19 protein-coding genes and 1 pseudogene are annotated in these 16,733 nt (G+C 35.8%); 17 read left to right on the top strand and 3 right to left on the bottom strand.

What is annotated here, in order from left to right:
- Positions 1 to 14 precede the first annotated feature (14 nt).
- Positions 15 to 812 (top strand): Cof-type HAD-IIB family hydrolase, encoded by a 798-nt coding sequence (locus AC6F8J_RS00170; protein WP_500720203.1) that lies wholly within the window; start codon positions 15 to 17, stop codon positions 810 to 812.
- A 15-nt stretch (positions 813 to 827) separates the two neighbouring features.
- On the opposite strand, the gene AC6F8J_RS00175 is transcribed toward AC6F8J_RS00170, so the two are convergent.
- Entirely contained in the window at positions 828 to 1,124 is a 297-nt protein-coding gene (locus AC6F8J_RS00175; protein ID WP_500720205.1) for a metalloregulator ArsR/SmtB family transcription factor, read from the bottom strand.
- Positions 1,125 to 1,314: 190 nt separating this feature from the next.
- Between AC6F8J_RS00175 and AC6F8J_RS00180 the strand changes: the two genes are divergently transcribed.
- A complete protein-coding gene (locus tag AC6F8J_RS00180; RefSeq protein WP_500720206.1) occupies positions 1,315 to 1,848 on the top strand; it encodes an HD domain-containing phosphohydrolase in 534 nt (177 codons plus the stop codon).
- Positions 1,849 to 1,882: 34 nt separating this feature from the next.
- Positions 1,883 to 2,773, top strand: coding sequence for a 16S rRNA (adenine(1518)-N(6)/adenine(1519)-N(6))-dimethyltransferase RsmA (gene rsmA, locus AC6F8J_RS00185; RefSeq protein WP_500720233.1), 891 nt, complete (start codon positions 1,883 to 1,885; stop codon positions 2,771 to 2,773).
- Between the two features lie 65 nt (positions 2,774 to 2,838).
- On the opposite strand, the gene AC6F8J_RS00190 is transcribed toward rsmA, so the two are convergent.
- Together AC6F8J_RS00190 and AC6F8J_RS00195 are read right to left on the bottom strand one after the other, a co-directional pair.
- Positions 2,839 to 3,909, bottom strand: a complete 1,071-nt coding sequence (locus AC6F8J_RS00190) for a DUF4097 family beta strand repeat-containing protein (protein ID WP_500720208.1) — start codon at positions 3,907 to 3,909, stop codon at positions 2,839 to 2,841.
- On the bottom strand, positions 3,899 to 4,483 hold the full coding sequence (locus AC6F8J_RS00195; protein ID WP_500720210.1) for a DUF1700 domain-containing protein: 585 nt from the start codon (positions 4,481 to 4,483) through the stop codon (positions 3,899 to 3,901). Before AC6F8J_RS00195 ends, AC6F8J_RS00190 begins: the two co-directional genes overlap by 11 nt.
- A gap of 219 nt (positions 4,484 to 4,702) precedes the next feature.
- On the opposite strand from AC6F8J_RS00195, the gene AC6F8J_RS00200 reads away from it, so the two are divergent.
- The 14 genes and pseudogenes from AC6F8J_RS00200 to AC6F8J_RS00265 all read left to right on the top strand — a co-directional run.
- Positions 4,703 to 5,665, top strand: a complete 963-nt coding sequence (locus AC6F8J_RS00200; protein WP_500720211.1) for a beta-ketoacyl-ACP synthase 3 — start codon at positions 4,703 to 4,705, stop codon at positions 5,663 to 5,665.
- Positions 5,666 to 5,878: 213 nt separating this feature from the next.
- Positions 5,879 to 6,106, top strand: a complete 228-nt coding sequence (gene acpP, locus AC6F8J_RS00205) for an acyl carrier protein (RefSeq protein WP_500720212.1) — start codon at positions 5,879 to 5,881, stop codon at positions 6,104 to 6,106.
- 87 nt (positions 6,107 to 6,193) lie between these two features.
- A complete protein-coding gene (fabD, locus tag AC6F8J_RS00210) occupies positions 6,194 to 7,120 on the top strand; it encodes an ACP S-malonyltransferase (RefSeq protein ID WP_500720214.1) in 927 nt (308 codons plus the stop codon).
- A complete protein-coding gene (gene fabG, locus AC6F8J_RS00215; RefSeq protein ID WP_500720215.1) occupies positions 7,120 to 7,860 on the top strand; it encodes a 3-oxoacyl-[acyl-carrier-protein] reductase in 741 nt (246 codons plus the stop codon). Before fabD ends, fabG begins: the two co-directional genes overlap by 1 nt.
- Before the next feature lie 157 nt (positions 7,861 to 8,017).
- Positions 8,018 to 9,253, top strand: a complete 1,236-nt coding sequence (fabF, locus tag AC6F8J_RS00220) for a beta-ketoacyl-ACP synthase II (RefSeq protein ID WP_500720216.1) — start codon at positions 8,018 to 8,020, stop codon at positions 9,251 to 9,253.
- Positions 9,254 to 9,278: 25 nt separating this feature from the next.
- Positions 9,279 to 9,767 carry an acetyl-CoA carboxylase biotin carboxyl carrier protein gene (gene accB, locus AC6F8J_RS00225; RefSeq protein WP_500720218.1) on the top strand — a complete coding sequence of 163 codons (489 nt, stop codon included), beginning with the start codon at positions 9,279 to 9,281 and terminating at the stop codon, positions 9,765 to 9,767.
- Between the two features lie 10 nt (positions 9,768 to 9,777).
- Positions 9,778 to 10,200, top strand: a complete 423-nt coding sequence (fabZ, locus tag AC6F8J_RS00230) for a 3-hydroxyacyl-ACP dehydratase FabZ (RefSeq protein ID WP_500720219.1) — start codon at positions 9,778 to 9,780, stop codon at positions 10,198 to 10,200.
- A gap of 14 nt (positions 10,201 to 10,214) precedes the next feature.
- On the top strand, positions 10,215 to 11,570 hold the full coding sequence (locus AC6F8J_RS00235; protein WP_500720221.1) for an acetyl-CoA carboxylase biotin carboxylase subunit: 1,356 nt from the start codon (positions 10,215 to 10,217) through the stop codon (positions 11,568 to 11,570).
- Positions 11,571 to 11,584: 14 nt separating this feature from the next.
- Positions 11,585 to 13,231, top strand: a pseudogene (gene accD / locus AC6F8J_RS00240) (acetyl-CoA carboxylase, carboxyltransferase subunit beta).
- A 77-nt stretch (positions 13,232 to 13,308) separates the two neighbouring features.
- A complete protein-coding gene (locus AC6F8J_RS00245; protein WP_500720223.1) occupies positions 13,309 to 13,431 on the top strand; it encodes a hypothetical protein in 123 nt (40 codons plus the stop codon).
- Positions 13,432 to 13,640: 209 nt separating this feature from the next.
- Positions 13,641 to 14,981: a glucose-6-phosphate isomerase gene (locus tag AC6F8J_RS00250; RefSeq protein WP_500720224.1), complete on the top strand. Its 1,341-nt coding sequence runs from the start codon at positions 13,641 to 13,643 to the stop codon at positions 14,979 to 14,981.
- 179 nt (positions 14,982 to 15,160) lie between these two features.
- Positions 15,161 to 15,619 carry a transcriptional regulator, SarA/Rot family gene (locus AC6F8J_RS00255; protein WP_500720226.1) on the top strand — a complete coding sequence of 153 codons (459 nt, stop codon included), beginning with the start codon at positions 15,161 to 15,163 and terminating at the stop codon, positions 15,617 to 15,619.
- A 211-nt stretch (positions 15,620 to 15,830) separates the two neighbouring features.
- Positions 15,831 to 16,010: a PspC domain-containing protein gene (locus AC6F8J_RS00260; protein WP_275843816.1), complete on the top strand. Its 180-nt coding sequence runs from the start codon at positions 15,831 to 15,833 to the stop codon at positions 16,008 to 16,010.
- A gap of 369 nt (positions 16,011 to 16,379) precedes the next feature.
- Positions 16,380 to 16,733: S-layer homology domain-containing protein (locus AC6F8J_RS00265; RefSeq protein ID WP_500720229.1), on the top strand; the 354-nt coding region annotated here is incomplete at its 3' end.

Consider the following 16,733-nt stretch of genomic DNA (forward strand, 5'->3'; position numbering starts at 1 on the left):
AAGAGAGGCATATTATGAAATATAAATTACTGGCGATAGACTTAGATGATACATTATTAAATGATCATCTTGAAATTAGTGAAGACAATAAAAAAGCAATTATAGAAATGGAAAAGATGGGCATACATGTTGTATTTTGCTCTGGTAGAGCAAAGGCTTCTATGATGAAATATGTTAAGGACGTCGGCGTACATGAAAAAGAAGACTATATTATCTCTTATAATGGTGCGGTCATAGACCGCCTTGATGGTGAAAGAGTATTCTATAAACCAATTTCAGGAGAAGATCTAAAAGAATTAATAGAAGCTGGTCGACAACATAACATTGATACACAGCTTTACATGGATGAGATTATGGTTGAGAAATATACAGAGAAAACCCAACAATATGAAAAGCTATCAGGATTGCAAGTAAAGGTAGTAAGTGATCTTAAGGAAGTGAAAGAGAGTATAAAAGTGCTCTATAATCATGTTGCTGGAGAGGCACTAGAAGAATTACGACTTGAGTTAATGGCAAAGTTTGATGATACATTTAATATTTTCTATTCCAAATCTCATTATATAGAAGTTCTTCATAAGGAAGCAAATAAAGGTTTGGCTGTAAAAAATTTAGCTGAAAGCTTAGGTATTAAACAAGAAGAAGTCGTTGCTATTGGTGATGGATTCAATGATGTATCCATGATAAAATATGCTGGTCTTGGTATAGCCATAAAAAATGCCCATGAAGGTGTTAAGGTTACAGCGGACTATATTACAGAGTCAGAAAATAATCAAAATGCTATATGGGAAGTATATGAAAAATTCATTAAATGATACAAAAATCAACCTTTACTTTAAGGGTGATGGTGGGTGATTTTTAAGCAAGACTTCTACTAGAACAATGGCCATAGGGTTAACGACCTTATACTTAATTTCCAGTCCTTCACGTTTTCCTTCGATGATATGTGCAGCTTTTAACTTGGCTAGATGTTGGGATACAGTCGATTGGGGTATACTTAGGCAACTCTGCATAAAAGTTACATTACATCCGGGATTCTCAAGTAAACCATCTACTATGCATAGCCTTGCGGGATGACCTAGAACCTTTAATAACTCAGCCACTTCATTATATGTTTCTAATTCCATAATAACACCTCATCAAAGTTTATATAAATTTTTTAAATATCATAATATACTAATAAATAGAACATTTTAATTGTATCAAATAAATCAGACGATGTAAATAACAGTGTTAATAATATTATATGTTTGTTATAATAAGCCTGTAATACTGAAGGACCTAGCTGTAAGAGATCTAATTTAATGGAGGCGTCTTATGAACATAAAAGGAACCTATGAAATTATTCAACATAATATTAGAGTAAGTAAGCTAGCGGAAAAATTAGCCTATAGCATGGACTTAGATGAAGAAATGTGTCAAAGTGTAGCGGTTTCGGGTTTATTTATTGATATGGGTAAACTATCTATGGACAACGAGGTTTTCGGCAGTTCAAGAGACCTTACCAATGATGAATATGAGTATGTAAAACAACATACAATAAAAAGTACACAAATGCTTTTACAAGCAAGTCATGTATCCAATGAAGTCTTAAGCAGTATTATGCATCATCATGAGAATTATGATGGCTCAGGTTATCCGGATAAACTTAAAGGAGAATTAATACCTTTAGGTGCAAGAATACTAAAGATATGTGATGTTTTCTATGCATTACTTGAAAAAAGGCCTTTTAGGGAAGACTATTCAAAAAAAGAGGCTATTTTAATCATGTCAAAAGAAGAAGACCAATTCGACCCCAAAATCATGACTGTATTTAAAGAAGTCGTAAGTACAACCAGAATCAATTTTTAAGAGATCTTGGTGACATAGGAAAGAGGATAAATTGATCAAAAGAATTGCAAATATAAGCGAAACTAAGGCAATTATTGAAAAGTACGGATTTAATTTTCAAAAAAGATTTGGACAGAATTTTTTAATTGACTCCAATATTATAGATAAGATTATTCAAGGTGCATCCCTTACAAAAGAAGATGTTGTATTGGAAATTGGTCCTGGAATAGGTAGCCTAACGCAAGCCATGGCAGAGTCGGCCAAAAAAGTAATAGCTATCGAGATAGATAAGAAGTTAATACCGGTACTAGAAGATACTTTAAGTGGTTATGATAACGTAAGAATTATTAATGAGGATATTTTAAAGTTAGATATTAATAAGCTAATTTCCGAAGAAGGTGTAAATCGGATTAAAGTTGTTGCGAATCTTCCATATTATATAACAACACCCATTATTATGAATCTATTAGAAAAAAGGCTACCAATAACTTCCATTACTGTCATGATACAAAAGGAAGTGGCAGAACGAATGGATGCGGTTCCAGGGACTAAGGCGTATGGTGCACTGTCTCTAGCAACAAGCTATTATGCCCAAACAGAATTGGTTACTATGGTTAAACCGGATTGTTTTATGCCTAAACCTAATGTAAGTTCGGCAGTTATTAAACTAACAAGACGCATGACACCTTCTGTATCAGTTATAGATGAAGCAACTCTTTTCAAAATTATTAAGGGAGGGTTTGCTCAAAGAAGAAAGACATTGATTAATAGTCTAACTAACAGCCAGCCTCAATTTGATAAAAACCAAGTTATACATGTACTTGAGACCTTGGATTTAGATGTTAGAATTCGAGGTGAAGCATTAAATCTTAATCAGTATGCACAGATTACGAATAAACTAATAAAGCTCGCAGACTTAGATAGCAAAAAGCCATCACTTAAGTGATGGCTTTTTGCTATCTAAGAGAAAAACGAGATATTATTTAACATGTACAGATTACAAGATAATCCCTAGTATGAGGATTTTTTATTAATACTAATACTACCCACATCAACACTTAGGAAAATATTAGCCTCAGGTCTATTTGACACCACAGGTATATTACTAGAGATTTCAGTTAGCTTAGTATTGCTATAAACTTTGCTTTCGTCATTAAAAGGTAGTATCAAATCCAAACTGCCGATATTTACCTTCGCATCAAGCTGATGGACAGGTTCCATAAATTGTAACCGAATATCGCCTGCATTAGAGGTTATCGTTGCATCAAGTGGTGAACGGCTAAAAACAAAATCTAAATCGCCAAAATTATTAGATGCTTTAAATTTTTGTATCTCTTTTAGTGCATGAAGTCGTAATGTCCCAGTATTAATAGACAAATCTAGTTGATTTAGACTCTCTTCGGTCTTTACGTTAATGTTACCAGCATTGATGCTAAGCGTTAATTGATCTAAGGGTTGTACAAGATCTATCTTCAATTCACCTACATTCGAACGAATACTAAGGTTATCTAGATGATTCGGTAAGGTTAAATCGCCTAACTCAAAAATTGTTTTTTCAATAATTAAAGTATCACAATGATAATCTTCAGGTACATATAAAGTTATGGATCCATTGTATGTTCGATCTGTAAAAACATTCTTTAAAGTTAATTTGGAGCTGATATAGATTTCTTGATTGACTTGAGTGGCTTTATAATCAACTCTATATTTTGGGGTATCTGGGACCTCCCTATCAAAAATGACTTTAATATCATCTCGATCTTCATGAACAAACAGGATGGTTTCAGCTGTTGCAAGTATTTTTATCCTATCTAAGACGTCAAAGGTTTTCTCCTCATATATTTGTTTAGTGTTAAACCGACTTGAGGGGTTCTTACTATCAAAATTCAAACCATCCAGATCAAAATCCATATTCATTGTAATATTATCAAGCCGACTAACCATGATATTTGAATTAAAGAATTCCTTAAAACTTAAATTGTGCTTATCCATATAACTAATTATTATTAGGGCAGCTAGTGCTATAATAGCGACAGAAGCCAATAGTGCCTTCCCCATGATAGAATCAAAACTATTTTTCATAACGATCACCTCTTATTAATTGAATATTCCATTTCACATACTTAACAGTTAACATACACCAGTATTTTATAAACCATATGGAAAGTACCATAAAAAAAGTACCGAGTCCTATTAAAAAAATACCACTATTCGCCAACAAAACGGGATGTTCAATTAAGAATAAGGGCAAACGAAAAACACTCGGTAAGGGAAAAAAAGTAGAAAATAAAAGCGCAATACCAGAAAAAAAGGCACCAAAACCGCCACCCAAAAACCCTATGGTGACCCCCCATATACCAGCATAGATGCCTAATACGAAAATCAAATTAAACAACAGTAGTCCCATTCCAATGAAAAAGCTTTTTAAAAACTTAATACCAAGGGGCTCCACAGGCTGAGTCATTTCCTTTTTTCTGTAGGTGGCAGCTAATTGTTCAGGATTACCAAAACGTGCTAAGGTTTTCTCTAAATCATCAGGATTGGACTCGACCTGTTCCAGCTGATTTTTGTAATGAGCAATAATACGAAATCGATCTTTTACATTATACTTAATAAGTGCAGCATCCAAGGACGCTAAAAATTCTGATTGAGTCATAAGAGGACCCCTTTCATACTTCTGTTAATAAAGTAAGTATACCAATGTTTTATTCATTTACCCAGATAAAAGGATTAGAATTTAGTTAGAAAACTTGACAAAAAACCAAAAAGTGATATACTTTGATTATCAAACTATTCTAAACTCAAATCAATACATATCTATAATAAGACATCACATGTATAACAAAAGTATAGACTTTTGATTTAAGGAGCAATCATGAAAACAGCTAAAATATCCGGCATTGGACATTATGTACCAGAACTCAAAGTATCAAATAACGATCTTTCTAAATTGATGGATACGAATGATGAATGGATTTATTCGAGAACAGGGATAAGAAATAGATATATTGCAGTTAGTGAAACTTCTTATGAGATGGCGGGCTTCGCAGCTTTAAGAGCATTGGAAAAGGCAGGATTAGATCCTATAAATGTTGATCTTATTATAGTGGCAACTTTTTCAGGGGAGTATGCTACACCATCTATGGCGTGTCTTGTTCAAAAAGCGATTGGTGCTGTTAAAGCTATGAGTTTTGATTTAAATGCAGCATGTTCAGGCTTTGTTTATGGCATAGATGTTGCAGATCAGTTTATAAAAACAGGTAAATATAAAAATGCTTTAGTCATTGGAAGTGAGAAGCTATCTCAAATTCTCGATTGGGAAGATCGAAGTACTTGTGTATTATTTGGAGACGGTGCAGGTGCAGTTGTTTTAGAAGCCGGAGATGACGTTGGTATTATTGATTCTATTAATTATGCAATCGGCGAAGCATATGAATGCCTATATGCAAAGAATGTTGGTAATAAAACACCTTTTTATGAAGAGCAAAATGAGCATAAGCTAATGATGAACGGACAAGATGTATTTCAGTTTGCCTGTAAAAAAGTACCTGAGGTACTTTATGAAATGATGGAAAAAAATCAAGTCAATCAAGAAGACGTAGATTATTTTGTACTCCATCAGGCTAATGTACGTATAGTGACTAAAATCGCAAAACGCATGAAAATAAGTATAGACAAGTTTTATATAAACATGGAAGCTTATGGCAATACATCTGCAGCATCAATACCTATTGCATTATCTGAAATGTCAGAAAAAAATATGCTGACAGGAAAAAAGGTTCTTATTGCAGGGTTTGGTGCAGGTTTGACATATGGTTGTAGTTTGATACAATTTTAATGAATGGATACCTTGATTGGTTAAAGTATCAAAACTAAGTTTTCTAAGTTTCCCAAATTTCATTCAACATATAGATTATGTTGATACATTCATAACGATATATTGAATGAAAAAGTTCAACTAATTAGTTTTGTCACTTTAACCTGATTAAAGGGTTCAAATAAAGTGTTTTGATAACAAAAACTAAGATAATAGATTATAGGAGGCAATAACATGACTTTAGAAGCGTTAGTAGAAATCATTGTAGAAGAATTAGATGTAGATGTAGCAAAGGTAGTGCCAACAGCATCATTTATTGATGACTTAGGTGCGGATTCATTGGATCTTTTTGAATTAGTAATGAGTATTGAAGATGCATTCGGTGTTGCAATACCAAATGAAGAATTGGTTAATATTAAGACCGTTCAAGATGTTCTTAACTATGCTGAGGCAAATGCTTAAACAATAGACAAAAAAGGTAAAAAGAACTTTTATTTTAAATAGAGGTTCTTTTTACCTAAATAAAAAAAGGTGTCAAGGAGAATAAAAATGGGTAAAATTGCTTTTATTTTTCCAGGCCAAGGTGCTCAACATATGGGCATGGGTCAGGAGTTTATTTCCAATTACGTTGAAAGTAAGAAAGTGTTTGACCAGGCCAATGACTTATTAGATTTTGACTTATACGAGCTATGCAACACTGAAAACACAAAAATTAATGATACAGCCTATACCCAGGTGGCATTGCTATCGGTATCCATAGCTACATTAAAAATCATAGAAGACATGGGTGTCAAAGCGGACTATCTTGCCGGCTTGAGTCTAGGTGAATATAGTGCTCTCGTGGCAAGTGGGTTATTGAGTTTTGATGAAGCTATTGATATTGTTAGAAAAAGAGGTCAATACATGCAAGAGTCTGCTCTAGATACAGATGGAGGTATGGCTGCCATCATTGGCTCCAATCAGGAGGCCATATTAGAAGTTTTTAATCAAGTAGAGGGTTATTTGACCATAGCCAATTACAACAGCAGTAATCAAATCGTGATTGCTGGTGAAAAGGATGCTCTAAACAAAAGTTATCCATTGTTTGAAGCAGCAAGAATTAAAGTCATACCCTTAAACGTCAGTGGAGCTTTTCATAGTGAGTTAATGGCTGGGGCTGCAGACAAATTAAGATCAAGGCTTGATTCCGTGGTTTTCAATAAATATATAACACCGTATCTCAGTAATGTGACGGGTAAAGTGGTTACAGATACAAGTCAGATCAAAAATCTGTTGATAACACAAGTGAAGTCACCAGTTTTATGGGAAAACAATGTGCAAGAAATGATTGCACTTGGCGTAGACACCTTCATAGAAATCGGTCCGGGCAACACTTTGGCGGGCTTAATAAAGAAGATTGATCGCAAGAAAAAAATAATTAGTGTTAATGGTCTAGATGGACTAGAAAAACTAAAAACATTTATGGAGGTTAAATAATGGCAGATTATAAAGTAGCACTTATAACAGGGGGCAATACCGGTATTGGTAAAGTAATAGCCTTAGAACTTGCTAAAGAAGGACATGATATACTTTTAAATTATATTTTTGATGAGGCAGCTGCACTTGAAGTGAAAAGTCAAGTTGAGACTATTGGAAGCAGATGTGAGCTTTTATATGGTGATATCAGTGATTTTGGCGTCGTGGAAAAAATGATGGAAGATGCGTTTAAGATTTTTGGTAGAATTGATGTCTTGGTTAACAATGCAGGTATAACAAGAGATAACCTGATTATGCGCATGAGCGAAGATGAGTTCGACGCAGTTATTAATGTCAACTTAAAAGGAACTTTCAATTGTTGCAAGCATATAGCAAGAAAAATGCTTAAACAAAAAGAAGGTAAGATTATTAATATTGCATCTATTGTTGGTGTTATGGGTAATGTGGGTCAAGTGAATTATTCGGCTTCAAAAGCTGGTGTTATTGGTCTAACAAAAACTTTAGCAAGAGAATTTGCATCAAGGGGCATTAAAGTAAATGCGATTGCACCAGGGTTTATTAAGACGGCAATGACGGATAAGATGCCTGAGCAAGCAAGGACTGAAATGATTGCCAATATACCTTTAAACAGACTTGGCGAGCCAAAGGATATTGCAGATTTGGTTGTATTTTTGGCATCAGATAAGGCGGATTACATAACAGGACAGATTATTGGTGTCAATGGTGGGTTATATATATAGAAGATTGGTTAAGGTGTCAAAACTAAATAGTTGAACCCTCACATAGAATATATTGTTACGAATGTATTAACGTAATCTATATATTCTATGTGGATTTAGTGAAACTTAGTTTTGATCCTTTAACCAAGATTAAAAAGATGTGAGAAGGAGTATAAGAATGAGTAGAAGAGTTGTTGTTACAGGTATAGGTGCAATCACACCAATTGGAAACAATGTGGACCAATTTTGGTCAGCATTAAAAGAAGGTATTTCAGGTGTGGGTATGATCACCCAATTTGATGCATCCGACTATCCAGTCAAAATAGCGGCTGAATTAAAAGATTATAACCCGAAAGACTTCTTAGATAGGAAAGAAGCCAAGCGCATGGAACGATTTTCACAGTTTGCAGTTATTGCAGCAGGTGAAGCCCTTACTATGTCAGGCCTTAAAGTGACAGAAGATAATTGTGACCGTATTGGTACATTTATTGGATCCGGTATGGGTAGCCTTGGCATGATTGAGGAAGAAGAAAAGCGTTTGTTGGAGTTTGGTCCCCAAAGAGTAGCGCCACTTATTATTCCCAAAATCATTGTTAATATGGCAGCCGGTAATGTGGCTATAAAATATGGTTTAAAAGGACCTTCTCACTGTATCGTGTCAGCATGTGCCTCAGGTTCACATTCCATTGGTGAAGCCTTTCGTAATATCAAGTTTGGCATTATGGATGTAGCCGTAACCGGGGGTACAGAAAGTTGTCTGTCGCCAATGGGTATTGCAGGATTTAGTGCTCTAACGGCACTAAGTCTTAATCCGGACCCCCAAAAAGCATCCAGACCTTTTGATGGTGGTCGAGATGGTTTTGTTATGGGTGAAGGTGCAGGCATACTTGTACTTGAAGCTTTGGACTATGCCTTGGAACGTGGTGCGACTATTTTGGCTGAAATTGCAGGATATGGAGCTACAACCGATGCATATCATATGACATCTCCAGCGCCTGGAGGCATTGGCGGAGCGAAAGCCATGACATTGGCAATTAAAGAGGCAGGACTTAAACCAACAGATATTGATTATATCAATGCTCATGGTACGAGCACCCCTTATAACGATAAATTTGAGACAGAAGCCATCAAAGTTTCACTAGGTGAACACGCATATAAAGTGGCGATTAACTCAACGAAATCAATGACGGGGCATTTACTAGGCGCAGCAGGCGGCATAGAAGCTGTAGTATGCATTAAATCTATTCAAGAGGATTACCTACATCCGACAATCAATCAAGAGACGAAGGATCCTGAATGTGATCTCGATTATGTACCTAATGTTGGAAGAAGCACCAAGGTGAATGTGGCCTTATCCAATTCATTAGGCTTTGGTGGTCATAACGCCACTTTACTGTTTAAAAAATATGAATAAATAAGTTTGGGAGGCTATGTTTATTATGGAAACGAAAGAAATATTTAATCTAATTGAAAGCTTAAAGACAACAGAATATGCTCATATAGAAATCAATCATGAAGGGACCCTTTTGGTATTTGATAAGATTGGTGGAAGACAACTGAGTGAAACAACTAATCCTACACCGCCTATGCAAAACAATATGAACATGGCAGAGACATCAGCTGTTACATCTAGTAATACATATTATGAAGAAAAAACGGTAATGGCTACATCAAAAGAAGAAGAGAACTTTTTATCTATTGATTCACCAATTGTAGGAACATATTACAATGCGCCAAGCCCTGAAGCTAATACTTATGTAAAAGTTGGAGATAGTGTTAAAAAAGGTGATGTCGTATGTATTATTGAGGCCATGAAGCTCATGAATGAGATCGAATCTGAAGTAGATGGCGAGATTGTTGCCATCATGGTTCAAAACGAGTCTCCTGTTGAATATGGCCAACAACTTTTTAAAATAAAACCCTTATAAGGAGCATAATATGTTAGATATTAAGCAAATACAAGAAATCATTCCTCATAGAGCCCCCTTTTTATTGATTGACCGTGTGGATGAATTGGTGGTTGGTGTAAGTGCAATAGCTACAAAAAACGTTACTTTTAACGAGTATTTTTTTCAAGGACATTTTCCGACAGAACCGGTTATGCCAGGTGTCTTGATTATTGAAGCCTTAGCACAAACAGGCGCAGTAGCTATATTAGCCAAAGAAGAAAACAAAGGTAAGATTGCGTATTTTGCAGGTATTGATAAAGCAAAATTCAAACAAAAGGTCGTACCGGGTGACGTGCTGAAATTAGAAGTAGAAATCATTAGATCTAAAGGTCCCATCGGTATCGGCAAGGCGACGGCATCAGTAGATGGTAAAATTGCTACGGAATGTGAACTTAAATTCTTTGTCGGTTAAAATAGGAGGCTTGCATGTTTGAAAAAATATTAATTGCCAATCGAGGTGAGATTGCTGTTAGAATCATTAGAGCATGTCGTGAGATGGGCATAAAAAGTGTTGCAGTTTATTCAGAAGCAGATAAAGAAGCGCTTCATACACAATTAGCAGACGAAGCCATATGCATTGGACCTGCTAATTCTAGAGAAAGTTACCTAGATATAACAAGGGTTATTAGCGCTGCAGTTATAACAAAGGCAAACGCGATACATCCTGGCTTTGGTTTTTTATCGGAAAATCCGACCTTTGCTCATGCTTGTGAAGATTCTAACATAATACTCATAGGTCCCTCATCAGAAATGATAGAAGCCATGGGCAATAAGTCAAGAGCCAGAAAAACCATGATTGAAGCAGGTATTCCTGTTGTACCGGGATCAGATGGTATTGTCAAAAGTATAATAGAAGCTAAAAAAATAGCAAATGATATTGGCTACCCCATGATTATCAAGGCATCTTCAGGTGGTGGCGGAAAAGGCATGCGCATTATATTAAATGAAGGCGAACTTGAGAAAAATTTTATAATGGCACAAAAGGAAGCAAAGGCATCCTTTGATGATGATGCTATGTATATGGAACGTTATATTGTTAATCCTAGCCATATTGAATTTCAGATCTTAGCAGATAATTATGGTAATACGGTGCATCTTGGTGAACGTGATTGCTCTATCCAAAGACGTCATCAGAAGATTGTGGAAGAAGCACCATCATCTAAAATTACGCCAAAACTTAGAAAAACGATGGGTGACATTGCTGTAAAGGCAGCGAAATCTATCAACTATAGAAATGCCGGAACGGTTGAATTTTTACTAGAAGAGAGTGGTGAATTTTTCTTTATGGAAATGAACACACGTATTCAAGTAGAGCATCCGATTACAGAGATGATCACAGGTATTGACTTGATTAAGAAGCAAATAGAAATTGCAGGCGGAAAACCACTTAACTTAAAACAAAAGGATATCGTATTAAGGGGACATTCGATTGAATGCCGAATCAATGCAGAGAACCCTTCAAAAGGATTTAGGCCTTCACCGGGAACCATAGATTATTTGCATATGCCGGGTGGTCATGGTATAAGAATAGATTCGGCCATTTATAATGGTTATGCAGTACCGCCACTGTATGACTCAATGTTGGCAAAGCTTATTGTTCATGGTGATACGAGAGAGGATGCCATTCGTAAGATGAACAGCGCCCTTGGCGAATTTGTGGTGTCTGGAATTGATACCAACATAGACTTTCATATGGAAATTATTAATCAACCGGATTTTATTTCTGGGAATTATAATACAAGTTTTATTGAGAACATTCAAGGCGACAAATTTTTAAAATAGGATAGGTGGCATTTATGAAAAATATATTTAAAAAACCCCATTATATTCAATTGACACCCAATCCAAAGAATACAAACGAAGCCAATGTACCAACAGGTTCTTGGATTAAATGTCCGAACTGTCATGAACTGATTTATAAAAAGGCATTAAAGGACAGCGATTTTGTATGTGGTAGCTGTAAAAAACACTTTAGAATGGATGCCGAAAGTCGTCTGGATTCAATTCTTGATAAAGGTACTTTCTTAGAGATGTTTACAGAACTTAAAACAGTCAATGTACTGAATTTTAAAGGATATGATGAAAAAATTAAGGCCTTAAAAACCAAAACAAAACTTCATGAAGGCATAATGACAGGTACAGGAAAGATTGAAGGTAGAGAAGTTGCCATAGGCGTCATGGATTCAAGATTTTTAATGGGTAGCATGGGTGCGGTTGTAGGAGAAAAAGTGACATTATTGGTTGAGATGGCGACGGAGGCCTTGCTACCGGTTATCATCTATACCGCATCAGGCGGTGCTAGAATGCAAGAAGGAATCATATCGCTCATGCAGATGGCCAAAACATCTGCAGCTATAAAACGACATTCAGATGCAGGTTTGCTATATATAACTGTATTGACAGATCCAACGACAGGTGGTGTTACGGCTAGTTTTGCTATGCTAGGTGACATTATTTTGGCAGAACCGGGAAGTTTAATTGGATTTGCTGGCCCCAGAGTCATTAGAGATACTATTAAGCAAGAGTTGCCTGATGGTTTTCAGACAGCGGAGTTCTTAATGGAACATGGTTTTGTAGATAAAATCGTACACCGAGAAGATATGAGAAGTACTCTAAGTGTTCTTCTTAAAATGCATAGTTAGGAGGATCTTAAAATGAAGGCATGGGATCGCGTATTAAAAGCTAGAAAAAAAGATCGTCCGACATCTTTGGAATATTTGGATGTCATATTTGATTCTTTTATAGAACTACATGGTGACCGTTTATACTCAGATGATAAGGCCATCGTTGGTGGGCTTGCAAAACTCGGTGATATAAAGGTTACCGTTATAGCACAAGAAAAGGGTAAAAAGCTCAAAGATAAGATGGCGAGACATTTTGGAAGCCCTCTTCCGGATGGCTACAGAAAAGCGCTAAGACTCATGAAACAAGCAGAAAAGTTTAACCGCCCAATTATTTGTCTAATAGATACACAGGGTGCCTTTTGTGGTATTGAAGCGGAAGAACGCGGTCAAGGTGAAGCGATTGCTAGGAATCTCTATGAGATGTCAGCACTTAAAGTACCTATTATATCCATTATTATTGGAGAAGGTGGGTCAGGTGGCGCATTGGCACTTGCGGTATCTGATGAAGTCTGGATGCTTGAGAACGCCATCTATTCCATTTTATCACCGGAGGGATTTGCCAGCATACTTTATAAAGATGGATCTAAGGCCCCATTCATCGTAGATGAAATGAAAATTACAGCAAATGATTTGCTTAATCTAAAAGTTATTGAAAAAATCATTGACGAGCCTGAAGAAGGCATAGAGGTTCATTTTGATCAAACAGCAGAGGTCATGAAAAAAGCATTAATTGAGAAAATTGAAGAACTCTCTTTATTGGACAAAACCACTTTGGTTAATAGAAGGTATAATCGGTACAGACAATTTACATATGAATAGTATTGCTTTATAATAGAGACGTGTTGACGTCTCTATTATAGTTTTGAAACTTTAACCTTAGATGGAAGAAAAAACAGATGCTTATGAAAAATAACAATAGAAAAAAGAAAAAACTTGATCCCACTTTAAAAGCAGGTATTATTTGTGTTTTGGCCATTGCAATTATTTGGATTGTTATGACTTATAATAATGTTTGGTAGCATCCACGCGTCTAATGTAAGCCTTTACATAGAATCATATATTCTATATAATGGTAAAGAGTCAAAACTAAGTTTCATTAGATTACATACAGAAGCTAGAATACATGGACACAATTTTAACGAGATATTCTATGTGAAAGTTCAACTATAATTAATACAAAATGCTGATAAACACCATCATATGAAACGATATAAAAGGAGGACAAAACATGAAATTAGGATTAGATTATTCAAGAAGTTCAGTAAAGGATCATGAATTGAAGGGGTTTGAAAAAATGGTTGAAGCAGCACATCAGGTGCTTCATGAAAAAACAGGACTTGGTAATGAATTTTTAGGTTGGATTGACTTACCTTTAGATTATGATAAAGAGGAGTTTAACCGAATTAAAAAAGCAGCCAGAACCATTCAAGAAAAGGCAGAGGTATTAGTTGTCATAGGTATAGGGGGCTCCTATTTAGGTGCAAAAGCTGTTATTGATGGCTTATCGAATGCATTTTACAATCTTCAAGACAAACAAAATCGTAAAGGTCCACAGATTGTTTTTGCCGGTCATAATATCAGTGGTACTTACTTAAGTCAACTGGTTGACTATTTAAAAAACAAACAAATCTGTATCAATGTAATCAGTAAGTCAGGTACAACTACAGAACCGGCCATAGCCTTTAGAATACTAAAAAGTCTTATTGAAGATAAATATGGTAAGGAAGAAGCCAAAAATCGTATTTTTGCTACTACCGATCAGTCTAGAGGCGCACTTCGTCAACTAGCAACAGCAGAAGGTTATGAGACATTCATTATTCCTGATGATGTCGGAGGCAGGTACTCTGTACTCACACCGGTTGGATTGTTACCGATTGCAGCAGCAGGTATCGATATAGATGGCTTAATGGAAGGCGCTTTATCAGGAAGAGAAGAGTATGGTAATCCGAATCTTTGGAAAAACCCATGTTATCAGTATGCAGCCGTTCGCAACGCACTATATAATAAGGGAAAAACCACTGAAATATTAGTGGATTATGAACCGGTTATGTTCTTTGTTGCAGAATGGTGGAAGCAACTTTTTGGCGAGTCTGAAGGTAAGGACCAAAAAGGCATATTCCCTGCAGCTGTACATTTTTCAACAGATCTACATTCAATGGGTCAATACATTCAAGATGGTCGTAGAGATATTTTCGAAACAGTTGTTACCATAGAAAAGCCTCAAGAAGATGTTACAATAAAAGAAGATGAAGGAAATTTAGATGGTTTGAATTACTTAGCGGGTGAAACTTTCAACTATGTAAACCAGAAAGCTTTCCAAGGTACCTTATTGGCACATGTTGACGGTGGTGTGCCCAATGTGGTCATCAGCTTACCGGAGTTAACACCCTTCTACTTTGGGAAAATGATATACTTCTTTGAAAAAGCTTGTGGAATCAGTGGATATTTACTTGGTGTAAACCCATTTGACCAAGAAGGTGTTGAAGCCTATAAGAAAAATGTATTCGCATTATTAGGTAAACCTGGTTATGAAGCATTAAGAGAAGAGCTACTTGATAAGTTAAAATAGTTCAAGGCAGCAACAAATGAGAATCATTATTGACAAGGGGACCATATATCTATATAATAAAACTATCTTGCACGATTGGTTACTTAACTTTTCATAGAATTTCTAAGCTCTTGGCCTACAAGATTATTCATCGCTAAGAAATCCTGCAGATGGTATTGTATAAGTTTATATGCCTTGAGATGAAAGAAGGAATTCCCTTGTCAGAATTTGGACTTAATGAACATCTATGTTTTCAATTATATCAAGCCTCAAGAGCAATGACGCGATTGTACAAGGAGGTTTTAAAACCATATCAGTTAACTTACCCACAATACATTGTCATGGTATTATTATGGGAGCATGATCGTCTATCATTTAAGGAAATCAGTGAAGAACTCCACCTAAAAACAGGTACTTTAAGTCCTTTACTAAAAAGACTTGAAAAGGACGGTTGGATTAACCGCAAACATAACAGTAACGATGACCGTATGATTGAAGTATATTTAAGTAAGAAAGGAATTGCATACCGAGAGGAAGGTATTTTAATACCTTGCGAGACCTTAAAGCGCCTTAAGTATGATCAAGAAACTTATGATTTTTATCTTGAGACAGCAAAAAAACTGAGTTTGCATCTTCACGAGATTGAGAAAACACCTTAATCATAGAATAAAGCCTCAAAACTAAGTTTCACTAAGTTCATAAACAAGATATAGATTACGTTAAAGCATTCGTAACTATATCTTATTTATGAAAGTTCAACTATATAGTTTTGATGCCTTAATCATACTCTAATCATTTTCATTGATTATTTTAAGTTTTTTGGATTATACTTATTATGTAGTATAATTATATTAAGGCGAGGTGAATTATATGGAGAAAAAATTATACCGTTCGAGAACAGACAGAATGCTTTTTGGCGTGTGTGGTGGTCTGGCTGAATATTTCAGTGTAGATCCAACCTTGGTGAGGTTGGTCATGGTATTGTTCTGGATGACCGGTGGCGGCTTCTTAGCTTATCTTATAGCAGCAATCGTAATGCCGGAAGCGTAGTAACAGAGTTTTGCACTTGAATATATGCAGAGTTTAATAGAAACTATAAGATGGTAGTAATCAAAGATGAAAGTCTGAGATTACTATTTTTTTGTTCTCTAGGAAAGTCTATGCTATGTAACTATCAAGGAAGTCTTTCCTGCCGGAACAATTTGTTTTGCAAAGCGAGGCGTAGCCTCTTTGTTCTAACGTCACAACTTTATGACAAACACAATATGTCCTTACAGTAATTCCCATAAATGGAAATAATTACAATATAAACCATATAAATACACAATTATACCAGAAAATGCTTTACACCCACGCATATCAAAGCTATACTAAATAGGTATAGCAAAATCAAAAAAGTTGAGTATGGGGGAGAAGTATATGAAGAAAACACTTATGATGTTAAGTTTGTTAACAATAATCATCTTGATCGTCAGTCTAGCGGGTAACTCGGTACAAGGGGCGTCCAACTACTCGGATGTGAGTCAAAAGGATTGGTTTAATGAAGATCTAAGTCATATAGGAAAAGATGGAAGAGATATTCTAAAAGGCTATCCGGACGGAACATTCAAACCGGCCAACCCGCTTCAAGTGGATCAGTTTATCAAGTGCTTGGTGGTCGTAGCCGGCCATGATGTTCTTCAAGATGAAGAAGGCTACTGGGCCAAGCATCACATCGACAAAGCCATAGAGCTTGGCTATGTAAAGCCAGGTGACTTTGATAACTATAGAAGA

It is taken from the genome of Petrocella sp. (assembly GCF_059865615.1).